The following is a 19,077-nucleotide window of genomic DNA, read 5'->3' on the forward strand; positions in this document are numbered from 1 at the left end:
CCTACCGTCGGTTGTCGGCATCCCGTGGCAGACTCCGAGGGTGATTGTGGGCATGTCGGCTGCGTTGCTGGCCGCTGCGCTTTTCGGGGCCATCGCCGCCATCCAGGCCTCGATCATCCGCAAGCACGGCCTGCTGTCCCGGCCGATGCTCGGCGTGCTGGTCGCGTACCTGGTCGGCTGGTTGCTGCACCTGGTCGCGATCGCGGAGCTCCCGCTCTACCTGGCGCAGGTCGGCGTCGGCGCCTCGCTCGTCGTCACCGCCCTGCTCGCGTCGTTCGTGATGGGCGAGCCCCTGCGCCGGGAGCACTGGGTCGCGGTGGCAGCGATGGTCGCCGGGCTGGGCATCCTCGCGATCGCCGCGGGTGACATCGGCCAGTCGACGTTCACCGACCGCACGACGATCGCGCTCTACTCGGTCCTGGCGACGGTCGGCCTGCTGGGCTGGCTGGCCTGGCGCTCGACCCACCCCCTGGCCGGCGTCGTGCTGGCCACGCTGGCCGGGGTGGCCTACGGCCTCTCCCCGATCGCGACCAGGGCTCTGGTCGACTTCTCCTGGGAACCGGACACGTTGGCGACCGCGATCAGCATCGGCCTCTTCGGGTCGCTCGGCTTCCTGCTGTACTCGGTGGCGCTCAACCGGACCTCGGTCACCGCAGCCACCTCGCCGCAGATCCTGCTGCAGACCGCGATCCCGGCTGCCGTCGGCATCGCCCTGTTCAACGACGAGGTCCGCGACGGTTGGTGGCCGCTCGCTATCAGTGCGTTCGTGATCAGCGTGGCGGCCAGCGTCGTGCTGTGCGGTGCGGAGACCCGCCTCGACCTGCTCGATGCCGCCGACGTGGAGTCCGCAGACACCTGATTTGATGGCCTGGTGAGTGCCGACGTCTCCTGCCGTGTTGCCTGGTCCGACGACGCACCCGCGATCGCCGCAGTCCAGGTCCGCGCCTGGCGCAGCTCGTACGCCGGCCTGCTCCCCGCCGAGGTGCTCGCCGCGCTCGAGCCCGACCAGATCGCCGAGGGTTGGCGAGCGTCGCTGGCCCAACCGGCAGACGCCCGCAACCGGGTCCTGATCGCACTGGAGCGCAACCTGGTGACCGGGTTCGCCGTCACCGGCCCCGCGGGCGACCCCGACCGCGACCCGATCGCCGACGGCGAGGTCACCGACCTGACCGTCGACCCGCACAAGCGCAACGGCGGTCACGGCTCCCGGCTGATGCAGGCCGCCGTCGACACCCTCAAGGCTGACCGGTTCAGCCGCGCGGTGACCTGGCTGCCCGCCGCCGACGACACCACCCGCGCCTTCCTGACCGCGGCCGGCTGGGGGCCCGACGGAGCGCACCGGACGCTCGACCTGACCGGCGACGGCAGCGTCACCGTCAAGCAGGTGCGGTTGCACACGGACCTGGGCTAGTCGTGCGACCGGCCCCCGGGGACGGGCTCGACCCGGTCGAGCGGCGCCAGATCGTCCGGGACGGTCTGGCCGTCTCGGTGGCCACCGGCGCGTACGGCATCTCGTTCGGGGCGCTCGGCGTCGGCAGCGGTCTCGACACCGCCCAGACCTGCGCGCTCTCGCTGCTCGTCTTCACCGGCGCCTCGCAGTTCGCGTTCATCTCGGTGATCGCCTCCGGCGGGGCTCCTCTGCTCGGCGCGGCTTCCGGGATGCTGCTCGGGGTCCGCAACAGCCTCTACGGCCTCAAGCTCGCGCCGCTGCTCGGCTGGACCGGCGTACGGCGGGCGGCGGCCGCGCACGTGCTCATCGACGAGTCCACCGCGATGAGCGTCACCCGGAGCACGCAGGCTGCCGCCCGGGTCGGCTTCCTCACCACCGGCATCGGCGTCTTCGTGCTCTGGAACGCCGCGACCCTGGTCGGCGCCGTCGCCGGCGACTCGCTCGGCGACCCTCGCGACTACGGTCTCGACGCCGCCGTCGGGGGCGCGTTCCTGGCTCTGCTGTGGCCGCGGCTGGACACCCCGACCGCCCGGATCGCGGCGGCCCTGGCCGCCGCCCTGGCGCTGCTGCTGGTGCCGCTGACCCCGGCCGGTATCCCCGTGCTGGCCGCCGGTGTGGTCGCGCTCGGACTGGGCCTGAGGGGCTGACGGCGCCGATGACCTGGATCGCGATCGGCGCCTGCGCCGCGGCCTGCTACCTGCTCAAGCTGGCGGGCCTGTCAGTCCCTGCCCGGGTGCTGGAGCGGCCGGTCGGTCCAACGGGTCGCCGACCTGCTCCCGGTCGCGCTGCTGGCGGCGCTCATCGCCGTGCAGGTGTTCTCGGGCGGGGACGGTTCGCACCCGACGCTGACGATCGACGCGCGCCTGGCCGGCCTCGGTGCCGCGGCGGTGGCGCTGCTGCTGCGTGCGCCCTTCCTGCTGGTCGTCGTGGTGTCTGCGGCCACGGCGGCGCTGCTGCGGTTGCTGTAGCCGCCCGGCAGCCGCCCGGCAGCCGCTCGGCAGCCGCTCGGGGTCGGCTGCGGAGGGCGGGCGAGGAGCCCGCACCCCCAGTGCGGACCCCTCGCGCTAGGTGGTCCGGTCCGCCTCCGGCAGGGAGGTGCTGGGGGCGGACCGGACCAAATCTCAGCGAGGGGTGCCGTTCTCCCAAACGGGCGCCCGGTCCCGGGTTCTGCACGCCGTCCGACCTGCCTGCTGGGTCCGTGGCGACTGCAGCAGCGGCGGGGACGCGCCTGGGGGTTCCGGGACGAGGAAGCCGAGAAATCTCCTCGCCCCCAGACTGGCTGTTTCCTGCACCTTTCGGAACCTGTCAAAACCTGCGCTGCACGAACATGCAACGCAGGTCCCGACAGCTCCCGTACGACGGCACGCGACCTCAGGCGACGTTGACCGCACTCCACGCCGCGTTCACTGCGGCCACCTGGGCCGACCCCGCGCCGTACAGGTCGGTGGCGGCCTTGACCGTGGCGACCCGGGCACCGGCGTAGCTGGTGTTCGAGGTCATGTACGTCGTCAGCGCGCGGTACCAGATCTGCCCGGCCGCAGCACGGCCGATGCCTCCGACCGTCGAACCGTTGCAGGTCGTGCTGGTGTGCTTCACGCCGCCGAACGTCTTGGTTCCCGAGCCCTCGGCGAGCAGGTAGAAGAAGTGGTTGCCGACCCCGGAGGAGTAGTGCACGTCCAGGTTCTTCACCGTGCTCGACCAGCAGTTGACCGAGTCACCGTCGGCAGCCGGGTTGTCCATCCGGCGGAGCCCGAGGTGGTTCTTCAGGTCGAACCGCTCACCGATCAGGTAGTCGCCCGGGTCGTTGGCGTTGGCCGCGTAGAACTCGACCAGGGTGCCGAAGATGTCGGATGTGGCCTCGTTCAGACCACCCGACTCCCCCGAGTACGTCAGACCGGCGGTGTTCTCGGTGACGCCGTGGGACATCTCGTGACCGGCCACGTCGAGGGAGGTCAGCGGTCCGTAGTTCGTGCCGTCGCCGTCGCCGTACGTCATCTTCTCGCCGTCCCAGAAGGCGTTCACGTACTTGGTGCCGTAGTGCACCCGGTTGTAGGAGCCGGCACCGGTGCCGAAGATCCCGTTGCGTCCGTAGGTGTTCTTGTAGAAGTCCCAGGTCACCGCGGTGCCGTACTGGGCATCGACCGCTGCGGACTCCCGTGAGGTCGTCGTCCCCGTCCCGAAGCTGGCGTCCGGGCTGGTGAACAGCGTCCCGGTCTTGCAACCGACGCCGAGCAGGGTGCACAGCCCGCTGTCGGTGCCGTTGGCGACGTCGGTGGTGTAGGTCCCGCCGCGGACCGGGTCCTTGAGCTGGTACGTCGAGCCGCTCTTCGTGAGGTCCAGCGGGACGGTGCCGGCGTACAACGACTGGCCGGAGCCGGCGTCGGTCTGGATCTGCTGCTCGGAACGGATCCTCGCGCCGGTCCGGGCATCGACGTAGCTGAGCAGCCGGCTCGGGGTGCCGTCCGCCTGGGTGCCCGACGTGGTCACCTGCCACGCCAGCCGAGCGGTGGCGCCGGTCGCGTCGACCACCAGCCGGGAGCCGTCGACCTTCTGGCCGGTGATGCGGGCGCGGCCGGTGCGCGGGGCCAGCGCGACGTCCTCGGCCCGGTCCGCGCCGACTGCCGGGGCGGTCGCCAGATCAGGAGCGACCGCGAGCGTCTGGCTCACGCCCTTCCACTGCTCTCCCGCGCTCAGGTGCACGACGAGGTCGCCGCCGACCACCGGCAGACCGCGGTAGCTGCGGTCGAGCCGGACGTGCCGGGTGCCGTCCAGGTCGGTGCTGGTGCTGGTGGCCGTGAGGGTCTGGCCGCTGCCGAACCGGGTACCGGCGGCGTGGTCCTTGACCGCCGCGACGGCGGCCTGGGCCGGCGTGGGGTCCGAGGGGCGGGCGGCGCCGACGGCCGAGGGGGCCTGGGTCAGTGCGGTGGCGACCACGGTCGTCGCGGAGACGACCAGACCGCCGATGAGGCGTGCAGGGGTGCGCATGCGTGTTCCTCCCGAGAGATGTCGAGGACACCTGGCGGCATCCTCGGAGGCCACAGCATCCACCCGCTCGCAGGGGGCGGGTAGTCGGCAATCCCTGCGCTGCAGGAACGTGCAGGAGTTACCGGTCGAGGTCCAGGAAAGCCTCGAGCCCGACGGTCAGGCCGGGGGCTCCACCGATCCGGCGCAGGCCGAGCAGCACGCCGGGCACGAACGACGCCCGGTCCATCGAGTCGTGACGGATCGTCAGCGTCTCTCCCGGCCCGCCGAGGACGACCTCCTGGTGCGCGACCAGGCCGCGGATCCGGAGGCTGTGCACGTGGATACCGTCCGCCTCCGCCCCGCGGGCTCCGTCGAGACCGGTCGACGTCGCGTCCGGGGGCGCCGGCAGCCCGGCGTCGCGGCGTGCCTCGGCGATGAGCCGGGCCGTGCGGGCGGCGGTGCCCGAAGGTGCGTCGGCCTTCGTGGGGTGGTGCAGCTCGATGATCTCGACCGACTCGTAGTACTTCGCCGCCTGGGCGGAGAACCGCATCATCAGGATGGCGCCGATGGAGAAGTTCGGGGCGATCAGCACGCCACTGCGGGGAGCGTCGCCGAGAAGGTCGCGCAGCTCGGCCAGCCGGTCCTCGTCGAAGCCGGTGGTGCCCACGACGGCGCCGATGCCGTGCTCGATGCAGAAACGGAGGTTGCCCATAACGGCGTCGGGATGGGTGAAGTCGACGATCAGCTCGGCGCCGTTCGTGACCAGGTCGTCCAGGCTGTCGCCGACGTCGAGCGCCGCGACGAGATCCATGTCCTCGGCAGCCTCCACGCCTGCACAGATCTCGCGCCCGACCTTGCCCTGCGCCCCGAGGACGCCGACCTTCCGTGTGCTCACCGGGTCAGCCTAGCGGAACAGGTTCTTGCCTTCAGCACGCATACATAAGGTATATTCCTTATGTCTCAGGAGATAAGGATGGTGCCTTGATGACCAGCGCAGTTCTCACCGTCGACCAACGCGGCAGCCAAGCGGGCCCGGACCTGGTGCCAGAGGTGCTCCACCTGCTGAACGATCCTGGGCTCGGACCGACCTTGCTCCCGTTCGAACGGACCGCCGGCGACGAGGTCCAGGGCGTCCTGTCCGACGGCAGGTCCGTGGTCGCCCGCCTCGAGCTGCTGCTGCGCGACGGCGCCTGGAACATCGGGCTCGGGCTCGGCGCGGTCGAGCTCCCGCTCCCCTCCTCGACCCGTGCAGGACGGGGCGAGGCGTTCGTGCTCGCGCGGCAGGCGGTCGGTCGTGCCAAGCAGCTGGCGAGCCGCCTCTGTGTTGTCGGGGCCTCGGCGTACCGTGCGGAGCAGATCGAGACCGTCGCCTGGTTGTGGGCCGGTGTGCTCACCCGGCGCAGCGACCGCGGCTGGGAGGTCGCCGACCTGCTCGCCGAGGGCCTGACCTACGCGGAGACCGCCTCCCGCCTCGGTATCAGCCAGTCGGCGGTGTCCCAGCGGGCCCAAGCGGCAGGACTGATCGAGAGCGACCGGGCCGCCCGGCTGCTCGCGGACCTGCTGGACGAGATGTTGGAGGAGGACGGGTGACGATCGCAGCACTGCTGCTGGCCCTGGCCGGAACCCTGCCCGGGTGGTTCCTGCGGACCCAGGACCGCGCTCACCAGCTCGGGTCGGCCCTCGGGGTGCTCACGTTGACGGGCCTGGGCTGCTGGGCGCTGTTCGACCCGTCGTACGTCGCGCACGGCGACGGTCTGCGCGGCACCCTGATCCTGCTCGTCGCCGCCCTGGCGATCTTCGGCGGCGGTCCGGTGACCGCAGCCGTGCTGCACGTGGTGGACCACGGCGGGCCGATCGAGCAGGCCGGCAACGTCCTGCGCGGCGGCGCCTGGATCGGCGCGATGGAACGCGCCGCGATCTTCGTGACGCTCGTCGCCGGCTGGCCCGAGGGGTTGGCCATCGTGCTCGCGATGAAGGGACTGGGCCGCTACCCCGAGCTCAAGCAGCCCGGTGCCGCGGAACGGTTCATCATCGGCTCGTTCACGAGCGTGCTCTGGTCGATCACCTGCGCCGGGGTGCTCTGGACCGCGCTGAACTGATCGAGCCGACCCCGTTGGTCGAGCCTGCCGAAAACCCTCAGGCCGGACCGACGACGGCCAGCGTCTCCGGCCGCCGGAACAGGTCCGACGCGAGCTCGTGGACGTCGGCGAGCGTAACCGCGTCGAGGCGCTCGAGCACCTCGTCGAGCGAGAGCAGCCGGTCCTGGAACAGCTCGACCTCACCGAGGCGAGTCATCCGTGAGCCGGTGTCCTCCAGGCTGAGCACCATGCCGCCGCGCATCTGGCCGCGACCCCGGTCGAGCTCCTCCTGGGTGAGCCCGGACTCGACCATCCGGGCCATCTCGCTGCGCACCACGTCGAGCACCTCGGCCGACTTGCTGGGCAGCGAGCCCACCGCGACGCCGACCATGCCGGCGTCGGAGTAGCTGGTCGCGAACGAGTAGACCGAGTAGGCCAGGCCGCGACGCTCCCGGACCTCCTGGAACAGGCGGGAGGAGGATCCCCCACCGAACGCCGCGTTGAGGACACCCAGCGGGTAGCGCCGGGGGTCCGACCGGGTCAGACCACGCATGCCGAGGACCAGGTTCACCTGCTCGAACGGACGGGTCGTGTGCTCCTCGCCCGCCTTGGTCGCCCGGGGCTTCTCGGCCAGCCGCGGCGGCAGCGGCCGCGCGTCGAGGTCGGCGAGGAAGTGGTTGCGCGAGAACGCCTTGCGGACCAGCCGCACGACGTCGCGGTGCACGATGTTGCCGGCCACGGCCACGGTCATCGCCGGCGCGGTGTACCGCGACTTGTAGTAGCGGTTGATCTGCGGACGGGTCAGCCCCCGGATCGACTCCGCGGTGCCCGCGATCGGTCGGGCGAGCGACGTACCCGCCCACGCCTTGGCCGCGAAGAGGTTGTGCACCACGTCGTCCGGGTCGTCGTCGTGCATGGCGATCTCGTCGAGGATCACCTCGCGCTCGGCCTCGACGTCCTCAGGCGTGATCACCGACGCGGTCAGCATGTCGCCGAGCACGTCGACCGCCATCGGCAGGTCGGCGTCGAGCACGCGTGCGTGGTAGCAGGTGTACTCGCGGGCGGTGTAGGCGTTGAACTCGCCCCCGACGGCGTCCAGCGCGGAGGAGATCTCCATCGCCGTACGCGTCGGGGTTCCCTTGAACAGCAGGTGCTCGAGGAAGTGGGAGGCGCCGTTCAGCGCCGGCGTCTCGTCACGCGACCCGACGCCGACGAAGACCCCGATGGCCGCGGAGCGGACACCGGGGACGTGCTCGGTCACGACCCGCAGCCCTCCCGGAAGGACAGTCCGTTGGACGCCTCCGATGAGGGTGCGGGTCGTGCCGGGCTTCTGCTCAGCTGCGAGCGTCACTCGCCGTCGGACTCCTCGGCAGGAGCCTCAGAACCCTCGGCGTCCTCGATGTACGGGACCAGCGACAGCTTGCCGCGGTCGTCGATCTCACCGATCTCGACCTGGATCTTCTGACCCACGGAGACGACGTCCTCGACGTTGTCGACCCGCTTGCCGCCGGCCAGCGCACGGAGCTTGCTGATGTGCAGCAGCCCGTCCTTGCCCGGCATCAGCGAGACGAACGCACCGAAGTTGGTCGTCTTCACGACGGTACCGAGGTAGCGCTCGCCGACCTCCGGCATCGTCGGGTTGGCGATCTGGTTGATCGCCTGGCGGGCGGCCTCGGCGGCCTCTCCGTTCGTGGCACCGACGTAGATGGTGCCGTCGTCCTCGATGGAGATGTTCGCGCCGGTGTCGTCCTGGATCTGGTTGATGACCTTGCCCTTGGGCCCGATCACCTCGCCGATCTTGTCGACCGGGATCTTGATGGTGATGATCCGCGGAGCGTGGATCGACATCTCCTCGGGGCCGTCGATGGCCTCGGCCATGACCTCGAGGATCGCCAGACGGGCGTCCCGTGCCTGGGTCAGCGCGCCGGCCAGCACGTCGGCGGGGATGCCGTCGAGCTTGGTGTCGAGCTGCAGGGCGGTGACGAACTGCTTGGTACCGGCGACCTTGAAGTCCATGTCACCGAACGCGTCCTCGGCACCGAGGATGTCGGTGAGCGCGACGTACTCGGTCTTGCCGTCGACGGTGTCGGAGATCAGACCCATCGCGATACCGGCGACCGGCGCCTTCAGCGGCACACCGGCCTGCAGCAGGGACAGCGTCGAGGCGCAGACCGAACCCATCGAGGTCGAGCCGTTGGAGCCCATCGCCTCGGACAGCTGACGGATCGCGTACGGGAACTCCTCGCGGCTCGGGAGCACCGGCAGGAGCGCGCGACGGGCGAGCGCACCGTGACCGACCTCGCGACGCTTCGGCGAACCGACGCGACCGGTCTCACCGGTGGAGAACGGCGGGAAGATGTACTTGTGCATGTACCGGCGGTACTTCTCCGGGGAGAGACCGTCGAGCTGCTGCTCGAGCTTGAGCATGTCCAGCGTGGTGACACCCAGGATCTGCGTCTCGCCGCGCTCGAACAGCGCCGAGCCGTGCACGCGGGGCAGGACCTCGACCTCGGCGGACAGGGTCCGGATGTCGGTCAGGCCACGGCCGTCGATGCGGATCTTGTCGCGCAGCACGCGCTGGCGGACCAGCGACTTGTTGACCGAGCGGAACGCCGCGCCGATCTCCTTCTCGCGACCCTCGAACTGCGCGCCGAGGGCGGCGAGCACGTCGGCCTTGATGTCGTCGAGCTTGTCCTCGCGCTCCTGCTTGCCGGCGATGGTGAGCGCGGCAGCGGTGGCCTCGGAGGCGTGCGCCTTGACGGCCTCGTACACGTCGTCCTCGTAGTCGAGGAAGATCGGGAACTCCTGGACGGGCTTCGCGGCCTGCTTGGCCAGCTCGACCTGCGCCTCGCAGAGCTGCTTGATGAACGGCTTGGCAGCGTCCAGACCGCTGGCGACGACCTCCTCGGTCGGGGCCTGGGCTCCACCCTGGATGAGCTCGATGGTCTGCTCGGTGGCCTCGGCCTCGACCATCATGATCGCGACGTCACCGGTCTCGGTGACCCGCCCGGCGACGACCATGTCGAAGACGGCCTTCTCGACCTGGCTGTGCGACGGGAACGCGACCCACTGGCCCTCGATGAGCGCGACGCGGGTGGCGCCGACCGGGCCGGTGAACGGCAGGCCGGAGATCTGGGTGGACGCCGACGCGGCGTTGATCGCCAGCACGTCGTACTGGGCGTCGGGGTTCAGCGCCATCACGGTGATGACGACCTGGACCTCGTTGCGCAGGCCCTTCTTGAAGGTCGGGCGCAGCGGACGGTCGATGAGGCGGCAGGCGAGGATCGCGTCCTCGCCCGGACGACCCTCGGACCGGAAGAACGAGCCGGGGATGCGACCCGCGGCGTACATCCGCTCCTCGACGTCGATCGTCAGGGGGAAGAAGTCGAAGTGGTCCTTGGGCTGCTTGCCGGCGGTGGTCGCCGACAGGAGCATGGTGTCCTCGTCGAGGTACGCGGTGACCGCACCGGCGGCCTGCCGGGCCAGGAGGCCGGTCTCGAACTTGATCGTGCGGGTGCCGAACTTGCCGTTGTCCAGAACGGTCTCGACGGCGGAAATGACGGGTCCCTCAGACAAGGGTTTCCCTTTCTCTTCGCGGAGCGTTCCGCGAGCCCATGGTTTAGCCCGCAAGGGCTACGAGTGAGGCACTGCCTGCGTCCCCACAGCTGTGGGGGAAGGTGGCCGGTCTTCGATCGAGGCCCACCGTGCTGTACCGGAATCTTCCGGTGGTGCACCTGGTGCACACGGGGGGCCACTACCGAGGACCGGGCCGGCGTATCGCGGGCCGCTCCTGATGGTGGTTTGTATTCAGTTGTACGTGCAGGTGCTAGTTAACAGACACGGCGGCCCGCCTGTGAAGGCGAACCGCCGTGGACGCTGTCAGCGACGCAGGCCGAGGCGCTGCACGATCGAGCGGTAGCGCTCGATCTCGGTCTTCTCGAGGTAGTTGAGAAGGCGGCGGCGCTGGCCGACCAGCAGGAGCAGGCCACGACGGCTGTGGTGGTCGTGCTTGTGCGACTTGAGGTGCTCGGTGAGGTGCGAGATGCGGTGCGAGAGCAGCGCGATCTGGACCTCCGGGGAGCCGGTGTCACCGTCAGTGGTGGCGTACTCGGCGATGATCTTCTTCTTGGTCTCTGCGTCAGTACCGATCGACACGTCGACTCCCTTCACAATGTGCTGCGCGGCGCGCCGGGGCATGTCCCTCCGGGCACTCTGGATCCGCGGCCGTCAGACGGCAACGCCCAAGACTATCAGCGCCTCGGGCGTTGCCGAAATCGAGCGGATCGGTGCGAAACCGCAGGTCAGCAGCCGTAGTCGATCGGGTTGATCGGCCCGGTGCGCGGTCCCGGCACGAACGCCTTGGCCGGGGTCTTCGCCGAGCTGGTGAGCAGGCCCGGGAGCGAGATCTTCGGGACGCTGGCGAACGGGAAGCCGCTGACGCTGGGCCGGTTCTCCCCGGTGAAGGCCATCGGGTCCGGGTCGACCACCTCGGGCCCCTCCACTCGGCTCGGCACCGGGAAGACGTTCTTCTTCTGCGCGGCCCCGTCCGACCACGGGTAGAACACCCGGGTCGAGTCGATCGGCATCTGGTCGGCGTCGTAGACGCACTCGTTCGCCGCGAGCGTCTCGATTGCCTTCCCGGACTGGTCGTAGAGCTGGACGCCGACCAGCGGGTGACCGGCAGCGTCGTACGGGAAGATGTTGGAGACCCAGCGGCCGTCGGCGTACAGGCCGGCCTGGGCGCCGCTCTCGTCGCTCACGTACGACGCACCGGACTCGTTGATCCCCCGCGAGTACCCGGACTCGAAGGTCTGGGCGTCCCGGTGCTCGAACCCGTTGGCCACGACCGGGATCATCACCGCGGCGACCACGTTGAGAGCGATCACCGCGATGCGGAACAGCGCGTTGCCGGCCCAGTCACGAAGGACCGGGAGACGCTTGCGACCGAGCTGCACGCTGACCAGCATCACCGCCAGGGTGATCAGTCCACCGTCGATGCTGTCGTCCGGCACGGGGGTCAACGCCCACCCTCCGCTCCACAGCAGCGCCGACTGCACGGCCACGTAGCCACGCACGGCCCACCAGATGGGCTGCAGGCTGGCGAGCAGTCCGGACGCATCGCCCGGCAGTCCGGCGAGCGCGGCGTCCTTGCGGCTGGTCACCTCGGCGAAGCCGCGGTCGAGGAGCGCGAGCAGGGCCACCCGCCCACGGGGGCGCCGCACCTGCGGGGCGAGGCCGGCCGCCTGACGCAGCTCGGCGGCGTAGGCGACAGGGTCCCCCAACGCACCGGTCCCCTGCTCGGCGACGAGGTCGGTCAGGTCGGCCTCGAGTCCGTCGGTGATCTCGAGCAGCTCCTCGGGCTCGAGGTCGGCGAGCTGTGCCCGGACGGAGGCCACGAAGGCCAGGACCTCAGGGGCGATCACGACGGTGTTCATGCGGAGACTCCTTCGAGGTGGGGCTTGCCGAGAAGTGCGGAGACGGTGCCGGAGAAGACCGTCCAGTCGTCGCGCTGCTTCTTCAGCTGCGACCGCCCGGTCGGGGTGATGCCGTAGTACTTGCGGTGCGGACCCGACTCCGACGGCACGACGTACGAGGTCAGCGCCCCGGACGAGTACAGCCGGCGCAGGGTGCCGTAGACGGAGGCGTCGCCGACGTCGGACAGTCCGCCGTCGCGCAGTCGTCGGACGATGTCGTAGCCGTAGCCGTCCTCGCCCTCGACGACCGCCAGCACGGTCAGGTCGAGTACTCCCTTGAGGAGCTGAGTGGTATCCATGCCTCGCACAGTACTACGGACTGCGTAGTACTGCGGATCGCGCACCGGCGTGTCGCGCACTTGGTGGGACGATCCCTCCATGAGCGCACCCTCCGCCGGCTTCACCGGCACCAAGCACGGCGTCTGCAACCTCTGCGAGGCCATCTGCGGCCTGAAGATCAGCATCGCGAACGACGTCGTCACCTCGATCCGCGGAAACGACGAGGACCCGCTGTCGCGCGGCCACATCTGCCCCAAGGGCGTGGCGCTGGCCGACATCTACACCGACCCCGACCGGCTGCGGCGACCCGTGCGGCGTACCGGGACGGGCGCGGACGCGACCTGGACCGAGATCAGCTGGGACGAAGCGCTCGACGCCGTTGCCGACGGTCTGGCCAAAGCCGTCAACGAGAACGACAAGAACGCGCTCGGCATCTACGTCGGCAACCCGAACGCGCACTCGCTCGGCTCGATGACCCACGGGTTCGAGCTGATCAAGACCTTCAAGACGCGCAACAAGTTCTCCGCGTCCTCGGTGGACCAGATCCCGCACATGTACGTCGGGATGCTGCAGTTCGGCCACCAGCTGCTGCTCCCGGTCGCCGACATCGACCGCACCAGCTACTTCCTGGTCTTCGGGGCGAACCCGGTGGCCTCCAACGGATCGCTGATGACGGTGCCGGACTTCCCCAACCGGGTCCGCGACCTCAAGGCCCGCGGCGGTCAGATGGTCGTCTTCGACCCGCGCCGCACCGAGACCGCCAAGGTCGCGACCGAGCACCACTTCATCCGCCCGGCCAGTGACGCGGTCGTGCTGCTGGCGATGGTCAACACGCTGCTCTCCGAGAACCTGGCCACTCCCCCGTCCTACGTCGACAACCTGGACGCGCTGCAGGCCGCGATCGCCGAGTTCACCCCGGAGTACGCGGCTTCGGTCAGTGGTGTGGACGCCGAGACGATCCGGCGGGTCGCGCGGGAATTCGCCGCAGCCGACGGCGCGGCGGCGTACGGGCGGATGGGGCTCTCCACCCAGGGTTTCGGCTCGATCTGCCAGTGGGCGATCAACCTGCTCAACCTGCTGTCCGGCAACTTCGACCGGGTCGGCGGTGTGCTCTTCCCCGAGCCCGCGATCGACGTGGTCAAGAACGGGCTGCTGTCCTCGGGGCACTTCGACGTCTGGCGCAGCCGCGTCCGCGGGATGCCCGAGTTCGGCGGCGAGCTCCCGGTCTCGGTCTTCCGCGAGGAGATCGACACCCCGGGCGAGGGGCAGATCAAGGCGGTACTGACGCTGGCCGGCAACCCGGTGCTCTCCACCCCGGACGGACGCCGGCTCAGCGAGTCGTTCGCCGGCCTGGACTTCATGGCCAGCGTCGACATCTACCTCAACGAGACGACCCGGCACGCCGACGTGATCCTGCCGCCGACCACGGCGCTGGAGCGGGACCACTACGACCTGGTCTTCCACGCGCTCAGTGTCCGCAACACCGCCCGGTTCACGCCGGCGGTGTTCGAGAAGGAGCCGGACGCCCTGCACGACTGGGAGATCTTCCAGCAGATCGCGGCCCGCACGAACGCGCGGATCAACGCCAAGAAGCCGTTGCTGCAGCGCGTCTCCGAGCGGGTCCGGATGTCGATGAGCCCGACGTTGATGGTCACGCTGCTGCTGGCGCTGGGGCGCAAGACGTCGATGAAGCAGCTGCGGCAGCACCCCGAGGGCGTCGACCTGGGCGAGCTCCGGCCGACGATGCCGAAGCGGCTGGGGACCAAGGACAAGCGGATCGACCTGGCACCGGCGCCGCTGGTCGCCGACCTCGACCGGCTGCGGTCCACCCTCCCCGTGCCGGCCGAGGGCGAGCTGGTCCTCATCGGGCGCCGGCACAAGCAGGACTGCAACTCCTGGACCCACAACCTCGAGCGGCTGCACAGGGGCAAGCCGCGCCACCAGCTGCTGATGAACCCGGCCGACCTGGCCGCTCGCGGCATCACCGACGGCGCCCTGGTGCGGATCACCTCGCGGGTCGGTTCGGTCGAGATCGACGTCGCCGCAGCCGACGACATGATGCCTGGCGTGGTCTCGTTGCCGCACGGCTACGGCCACCAGGTCGGCGGCACCCGGATGGGGCACGCCTCCGGCGTCGCGGGCGTCTCGATCAACGACCTGACCGACCCCGAGCGACTCGACGTCAGCGGCAACGCGGCGCTGTCGGGGGTGCCGGTGACGGTCGAGGCGCTGGTGACCGAGAAGGTGCCGCAGCCGGCGTGAGCACGACCCGGGCCCCGGACTGGCTCGAGCTGGGCAGCTACGTGGTCCTCGCCAAGGACTTCGCACCGCAGGACGGCCTGACCTTCTCCCGCGGGCTCGAGGGCGTCGTGGTCCAGCACGACTTCGAGCGCACCGGTCCGAGCGCCGGGGAGCGCGGCCCGTACATGGTGGTCTTCTTCCGCGAGGGCCACCTCGAGGGCGACCACTCCTGGTTGGACGAGGGCGACCTGGCCCCCGATCCGTCGGTCGGGGCGGTCACCGAGGTGGACAAGAACCCGTGACTCCGGTCGTCGAGCTTGCCGAGACGTCTCGGCAAGCTCGACGACCGGAACAGCTCAGACCAGCTCGTACGCCGGCTCGGACTCCGCCACCTGCGTCCCCACCGGGGCCCGACCCGCGTCACGCTTCCAGGCCCGGTCACCGATGAGCACGAGCGCGGCCGGCATCAGCACCAACCGGATCAGCGTGGCGTCGATGAGGATGGCGGCGGCCAGGCCGACGCCCATCATCTTCATCTCCAGCATGCTCAGCGTGGCGAAGATCGCGAACACCGAGACCATCACCGCGGCAGCGCTGGTGACCACGCCGGCGGTGTCGCGGACTCCCCGCTCGACGGCCAGCCGCACCGGCAGACCGGAACGGATGTGCTCGCGGATCCGGCTGAGCACGAACACCTGGTAGTCCATCGACAGGCCGACCAGCACCACCAGGATGAACATCGGCAGCCAGTCGATGACGAAGCCCGGCGAGCTGAAGTCGAGGAGCGACTCGAACCAGCCGTGCTGGAAGACCAGCGTCAGGATGCCGAAGGCGACACCGACGGAGACCAGGTTGAGCACCGCGGACAGCAGCGCCACGGCGACGCTGCGGAAGGCGAGGCCCATCATCACCACGGTCAGCAGCAGCACGAACCCGACGACGATCGGCAGGTAGGTGCGCAGCCGGTCGGCCGAGTCCACGGACTCCGCGGCGCCGCCGCCGACGTACGCCGAGGCTCCGTCCTTCTCGATCCCGTCCAGGGCCGCCGGAACGAGGTCGTCCCGCAGCGTCGCCACGGCCTGGTCCACGCGCGGGTCGGCCTCGCCGTACGGCGTGACCAGGTGCAGCACCGAGACCGTGCCGTCGGTGGAGGTCCGGACGACGTCGTCCGTGGCGACGAAGTCCCGGGTCGCGACCGCGGCACGGCCAAGATCCTCCAGCGCAGCGACGACCTTGCCGGAGTCTGCCGCAGCGGCCTCCACGACCACCTCGGCACTCTCGCCCTGCGACGGGAACTCCGCGGTGATCGCCCGTAGCGTCTGGACCTGCGGGATGTCGGCCGGCAGCGTCTTGAGGTTGGCCTCGTGCACCGTCATGCCGAAAGTCGGCACGGCGAGCGCGACCGCGGCAGCACCGCCGACCGTCAGCGCGACGACCGGGCGCCGCACGACCGGGCCCAGGAAGACCTTGCTCACGCCGCCCTGACCGACCCGTTCGTTCAGGCGCCACAGCAGCGGGACGCGCGGGCGGTCGACCCAGCGGCCGAGCTTGGCCAGCAGCGCCGGCAGCACCGTGATGGATCCGAGCACCGCGATCGCGACGACCAGGATCGACCCGGTCGCCAGCGAGTTGAAGGTGGCGCCGCCGACGACGTACAGCCCGGTCATCGCCGCGATGACCGCCAGGCCGGAGACGACGATCGAGTGGCCCGAGGTCGCAGCCGCGATCTCGACGGCGTCGGGGGTGCTGTGCCCCTTGGCCCGCTCCTCACGCTCGCGCTTGAGGTAGAAGAGCGAGTAGTCGACGCCCACCGCCATACCGATCAGCACGATCATGCTGCTGACGGTCGGCTCGGCGTGCACGAGGTGCGAGAGCGGTGCGGTGATCCCGATGGTGGCCGCGACGCTGCTCGCCGCGATGATCACCGGGATGCCGGCAGCGATGAGCGCACCGAAGGCGAGCAGCATCAGCAGCAGCGTGATCGGCAGGCTGATCCCCTCGGCCGAGGCGAGATCCTCGCTGACCCGGTCGTCGACGCCGTCGTCGATGCTGACGTCACCGGCCTGGCTGATCCGCAGGTCCGGGTGCGCCTTCGCCGCCGCGTCGGTGACCTTCGTCAGGGCGCTGACGTCGTCGGCCCCCCGCTTCAGCTCGACGTCGACGAGGACCGCCCTCCCGGACTCGCTGAGCACGGGATCGGCCACCGACGCGACGCCGGTAGCGGCTCTCGCGTCCGTCGCGATCTCGGCTGCCACGGCGGTCGCAGCGTCACGGTCCATCCTCTGGCCGGCCCGGGCGCGGATGAGGACCGCCTCGGACGGGTTGCCGTCCAGGCCGGACTCCCGGACCAGGGACGAAGCCTTGCCGGAGTCACCGAGCTCGTAGTCGGCCTCCTTGGTCTCGGCCGTCGGGACCACGACGGCCAGGCCGACGGCGATCAGGACGAAGGCGAACCAGGCGCCGATCGCGCGCCACGGATGGGTGGCGCTCCAGCGGGCGGCCCTGAGGGGAAGCGCGGTGAGCGCACTGTGCTTTTGCTCTGCTGGGTGGTGCTGCGGGGAGGTGGACATGGTGGGGGCTCCTTGCCTGGGTTGTCGCACCGACAGGGGTGGTGCGTCCAGCCTGGTTCGCCCACGCGCTCCGGTCAGGGGCGCGAGCACCACACCCGGGGTAGACCCAGCACCACTGTCCGGACCGGCCGGATCGGCCAGAATGGAACCCATGACCGAGCCGACCCTGACCCTCGAGCAGCCGGTTGCGCTCCCGGGTCGCCTCAAGCTCACCCTGTACGCCGGCGCGCACCTGCTGATGGTGCTGCCGACCCTGCTGTTCCTCGTGCTCTCGGTCGTCGGCGGCGTGCTGGCCATCGCCTGGATCGGTCTGCCGCTGCTGTTCCTGTTCATCCCGGCAAGCCGCTGGATCGCCTCCCGGCACCGCAATCTCGCCGCAGCGATCCTGCGCACCACGGTTCCCGCCGAGTACCGTCCGGTGCCCGAGGGCGCCCACCTGGTCACGAAGGTGACGACCTGGGCACGGGACCCGATGACCTGGCGCGACCTCGCCTGGATGCTGACCTCGCTGACGATCGGGTTCGTGCTCTCGCTGCTGACGTTCCTGCTCTTCGTCGTCATCGTGACCGGGGCGGTGTGGTGGTACGGCGCGGAGCCCATCATGCGTGCCCGCGCCCGCATCGACCTGGCGCTGCTCAGCTACGGTCACACCGAGCGCCTCGAGCGCCGGGTCCAGGTCCTCACCGAGACGCGGGCCTCCTCGATCGACCACTCCGCCGCCGAGCTGCGCCGGATCGAGCGCGACCTGCACGACGGTGCTCAGGCACGTCTGGTGGCCGTAGGGATGAGTCTGGGCCTGGCGGAGACCCTGTTCACCAGCGATCCGGAGCAGGCGCGGCACCTGGTCTCCGACGCCCGGGCGACCGCGAGCGCGGCACTGGGCGAGCTGCGCTCGGTGGTCCGAGGCATCCATCCGCCGGTGCTGGCCGACCGCGGGGTCGGTGGTGCCGTCGAGGCGCTCGCCCTCGACCTCGCGTACCCCGTGACCGTCACCAACGACCTGCCCGGACGTCCCGCACCGCCGGTGGAGTCGGCGCTCTACTTCGCCATCGCGGAGTGCCTCGCGAACATCGGCAAGCACGCCGGCGCGGAGAACGCCTGGGTCGAGCTGAGCCACGAGCGATCGGTCCTGCGAGCCCGGGTCGGCGACGACGGCCGTGGCGGCGCCGACCCGGAAAAAGGCACCGGGATGCGGGGAGTGATGCGACGTCTGGCAGCGTTTGACGGCACGATGACCGTGTCGAGTCCCGACCAGGGACCCACCCTGATCACCCTGGAGGTGCCGTGCGAGTTGTCCTCGCCGAGGACCATGCCCTCCTCGCCGCCGGTCTGACCAGGATCCTGGAGTCCGGCGGCTACACCGTCGTCGCCTCGGTCGACAACGCCCCCGACCTGGACCGCGCACTGGCCGGACCCGACGTGGACGCGGCCGTGCTCGACGTACGGCTGCACCCGTCGTTCACCGACGAGGGCCTGGTCGCGGCGATCACGGCGCGCGAGCGCCGACCTGGTTTCCCGGTGATGGTGCTGTCCCAGTACGTCGAGCACCTCTACGCCCGCGAGCTGCTGGCCAGCGGGGAGGGCTCGGTCGGCTACCTGCTCAAGGACCGGGTCTCCGACGTCACCGAGTTCCTCGACGGCCTGGCCCGGGTCATCGAGGGCGGCACGGTGATCGACCCCGAGGTGATCGCCTCGATCATGGCCAAGCGCCCCGAGGAGCCGGTCGACCGGCTCACCGCACGGGAGGGCGAGGTCCTCGCCCTGATGGCCGAGGGACGGTCGAACGCTGCCATCGCGAGCGCGCTCTTCGTCACCGAGAAGGCCGTGGCCAAGCACACCAACAGCATCTTCACGAAGCTGGACCTCCCGCCGGACATCGACGACAACCGCCGGGTCCGGGCCGTGCTGGCCTGGTTGCGGGTCTGAGGATGCCGACCCGTCACTCAAACTCGCAGGCACCGGCTGCGTTGAGAGGGGTGACAGGGTCACCAGCACGGCGACCCGGGGAGCGAGGACTGATC

Annotated in this window: 18 protein-coding genes; 10 read left to right on the forward strand and 8 right to left on the reverse strand. The window is 70.3% G+C overall.

The window, feature by feature from the left end; translation table 11 throughout:
- Positions 1 to 52: 52 nt before the first annotated feature.
- From ABIE44_RS01915 to ABIE44_RS01930, 4 genes are all read left to right on the forward strand, one after another.
- Positions 53 to 859 carry a DMT family transporter gene (locus ABIE44_RS01915; protein ID WP_209713146.1) on the forward strand — a complete coding sequence of 269 codons (807 nt, stop codon included), beginning with the start codon at positions 53 to 55 and terminating at the stop codon, positions 857 to 859.
- A gap of 12 nt (positions 860 to 871) precedes the next feature.
- The gene (locus tag ABIE44_RS01920) at positions 872 to 1,411 is read left to right on the forward strand and encodes a GNAT family N-acetyltransferase (RefSeq protein ID WP_354437767.1); all 540 of its coding nucleotides are present in this window, start codon (positions 872 to 874) and stop codon (positions 1,409 to 1,411) included.
- A 2-nt stretch (positions 1,412 to 1,413) separates the two neighbouring features.
- Entirely contained in the window at positions 1,414 to 2,097 is a 684-nt protein-coding gene (locus tag ABIE44_RS01925; RefSeq protein ID WP_209713144.1) for an AzlC family ABC transporter permease, read from the forward strand.
- 159 nt (positions 2,098 to 2,256) lie between these two features.
- A complete protein-coding gene (locus tag ABIE44_RS01930; RefSeq protein WP_354437768.1) occupies positions 2,257 to 2,418 on the forward strand; it encodes a hypothetical protein in 162 nt (53 codons plus the stop codon).
- 403 nt (positions 2,419 to 2,821) lie between these two features.
- Here the strand turns inward: ABIE44_RS01930 and ABIE44_RS01935 are convergent, their stop codons facing one another.
- Both ABIE44_RS01935 and dapB read right to left on the reverse strand, forming a co-directional pair.
- A complete protein-coding gene (locus ABIE44_RS01935) occupies positions 2,822 to 4,435 on the reverse strand; it encodes a M4 family metallopeptidase (protein ID WP_209713139.1) in 1,614 nt (537 codons plus the stop codon).
- Between the two features lie 118 nt (positions 4,436 to 4,553).
- Positions 4,554 to 5,309, reverse strand: coding sequence for a 4-hydroxy-tetrahydrodipicolinate reductase (gene dapB, locus ABIE44_RS01940; RefSeq protein ID WP_209713137.1), 756 nt, complete (start codon positions 5,307 to 5,309; stop codon positions 4,554 to 4,556).
- Positions 5,310 to 5,398: 89 nt separating this feature from the next.
- On the opposite strand from dapB, the gene ABIE44_RS01945 reads away from it, so the two are divergent.
- Together ABIE44_RS01945 and ABIE44_RS01950 are read left to right on the forward strand one after the other, a co-directional pair.
- Positions 5,399 to 6,004: a transposase gene (locus ABIE44_RS01945; protein ID WP_209713135.1), complete on the forward strand. Its 606-nt coding sequence runs from the start codon at positions 5,399 to 5,401 to the stop codon at positions 6,002 to 6,004.
- Complete coding sequence (locus tag ABIE44_RS01950; protein ID WP_209713133.1) at positions 6,001 to 6,513, forward strand: hypothetical protein; 513 nt, start codon at positions 6,001 to 6,003, stop codon at positions 6,511 to 6,513. Before ABIE44_RS01945 ends, ABIE44_RS01950 begins: the two co-directional genes overlap by 4 nt.
- A gap of 37 nt (positions 6,514 to 6,550) precedes the next feature.
- Here ABIE44_RS01950 and ABIE44_RS01955 read toward each other — a convergent pair whose 3' ends face one another.
- From ABIE44_RS01955 to ABIE44_RS01975, 5 genes are all read right to left on the reverse strand, one after another.
- A complete protein-coding gene (locus ABIE44_RS01955; protein ID WP_209713131.1) occupies positions 6,551 to 7,843 on the reverse strand; it encodes a M16 family metallopeptidase in 1,293 nt (430 codons plus the stop codon).
- On the reverse strand, positions 7,840 to 10,068 hold the full coding sequence (locus ABIE44_RS01960; protein WP_209713129.1) for a polyribonucleotide nucleotidyltransferase: 2,229 nt from the start codon (positions 10,066 to 10,068) through the stop codon (positions 7,840 to 7,842). Before ABIE44_RS01960 ends, ABIE44_RS01955 begins: the two co-directional genes overlap by 4 nt.
- A gap of 303 nt (positions 10,069 to 10,371) precedes the next feature.
- Positions 10,372 to 10,647, reverse strand: a complete 276-nt coding sequence (gene rpsO / locus ABIE44_RS01965) for a 30S ribosomal protein S15 (RefSeq protein ID WP_354437769.1) — start codon at positions 10,645 to 10,647, stop codon at positions 10,372 to 10,374.
- Between the two features lie 146 nt (positions 10,648 to 10,793).
- Entirely contained in the window at positions 10,794 to 11,927 is a 1,134-nt protein-coding gene (locus ABIE44_RS01970) for a hypothetical protein (protein WP_209713127.1), read from the reverse strand.
- Entirely contained in the window at positions 11,924 to 12,265 is a 342-nt protein-coding gene (locus tag ABIE44_RS01975) for a PadR family transcriptional regulator (RefSeq protein ID WP_209713125.1), read from the reverse strand. The genes ABIE44_RS01970 and ABIE44_RS01975 overlap by 4 nt, the downstream gene beginning before the upstream one ends.
- A gap of 79 nt (positions 12,266 to 12,344) precedes the next feature.
- On the opposite strand from ABIE44_RS01975, the gene ABIE44_RS01980 reads away from it, so the two are divergent.
- Together ABIE44_RS01980 and ABIE44_RS01985 are read left to right on the forward strand one after the other, a co-directional pair.
- Entirely contained in the window at positions 12,345 to 14,507 is a 2,163-nt protein-coding gene (locus tag ABIE44_RS01980) for a molybdopterin-dependent oxidoreductase (RefSeq protein ID WP_209713123.1), read from the forward strand.
- Positions 14,504 to 14,788 carry a hypothetical protein gene (locus ABIE44_RS01985; RefSeq protein ID WP_209713121.1) on the forward strand — a complete coding sequence of 95 codons (285 nt, stop codon included), beginning with the start codon at positions 14,504 to 14,506 and terminating at the stop codon, positions 14,786 to 14,788. The genes ABIE44_RS01980 and ABIE44_RS01985 overlap by 4 nt, the downstream gene beginning before the upstream one ends.
- 54 nt (positions 14,789 to 14,842) lie before the next feature.
- On the opposite strand, the gene ABIE44_RS01990 is transcribed toward ABIE44_RS01985, so the two are convergent.
- The gene (locus ABIE44_RS01990; RefSeq protein ID WP_209722883.1) at positions 14,843 to 17,056 is read right to left on the reverse strand and encodes an MMPL family transporter; all 2,214 of its coding nucleotides are present in this window, start codon (positions 17,054 to 17,056) and stop codon (positions 14,843 to 14,845) included.
- A gap of 151 nt (positions 17,057 to 17,207) precedes the next feature.
- Between ABIE44_RS01990 and ABIE44_RS01995 the strand changes: the two genes are divergently transcribed.
- Positions 17,208 to 18,389 (forward strand): sensor histidine kinase, encoded by a 1,182-nt coding sequence (locus ABIE44_RS01995; RefSeq protein WP_209722880.1) that lies wholly within the window; start codon positions 17,208 to 17,210, stop codon positions 18,387 to 18,389.
- A complete protein-coding gene (locus ABIE44_RS02000; RefSeq protein WP_209722877.1) occupies positions 18,341 to 18,982 on the forward strand; it encodes a LuxR C-terminal-related transcriptional regulator in 642 nt (213 codons plus the stop codon). Before ABIE44_RS01995 ends, ABIE44_RS02000 begins: the two co-directional genes overlap by 49 nt.
- Positions 18,983 to 19,077: the final 95 nt, after the last annotated feature.

This window comes from Marmoricola sp. OAE513, assembly GCF_040546585.1.
Taxonomy (GTDB): Bacteria; Actinomycetota; Actinomycetes; order Propionibacteriales; family Nocardioidaceae; genus Marmoricola.

Coding starts and splice junctions, on each gene's coding strand:
- ABIE44_RS01915 (WP_209713146.1), top strand. CDS start 53: ATGTCGGCTGCGTTGCTGGCCGCTGCGCTTTTCGGGGCCATCGCCGCC.
- ABIE44_RS01975 (WP_209713125.1), bottom strand. CDS start 12,265: ATGGATACCACTCAGCTCCTCAAGGGAGTACTCGACCTGACCGTGCTG.
- ABIE44_RS01970 (WP_209713127.1), bottom strand. CDS start 11,927: ATGAACACCGTCGTGATCGCCCCTGAGGTCCTGGCCTTCGTGGCCTCC.
- ABIE44_RS01990 (WP_209722883.1), bottom strand. CDS start 17,056: ATGTCCACCTCCCCGCAGCACCACCCAGCAGAGCAAAAGCACAGTGCG.
- ABIE44_RS01935 (WP_209713139.1), bottom strand. CDS start 4,435: ATGCGCACCCCTGCACGCCTCATCGGCGGTCTGGTCGTCTCCGCGACG.
- ABIE44_RS01980 (WP_209713123.1), top strand. CDS start 12,345: ATGAGCGCACCCTCCGCCGGCTTCACCGGCACCAAGCACGGCGTCTGC.
- ABIE44_RS01945 (WP_209713135.1), top strand. CDS start 5,399: ATGACCAGCGCAGTTCTCACCGTCGACCAACGCGGCAGCCAAGCGGGC.
- ABIE44_RS01995 (WP_209722880.1), top strand. CDS start 17,208: ATGACCGAGCCGACCCTGACCCTCGAGCAGCCGGTTGCGCTCCCGGGT.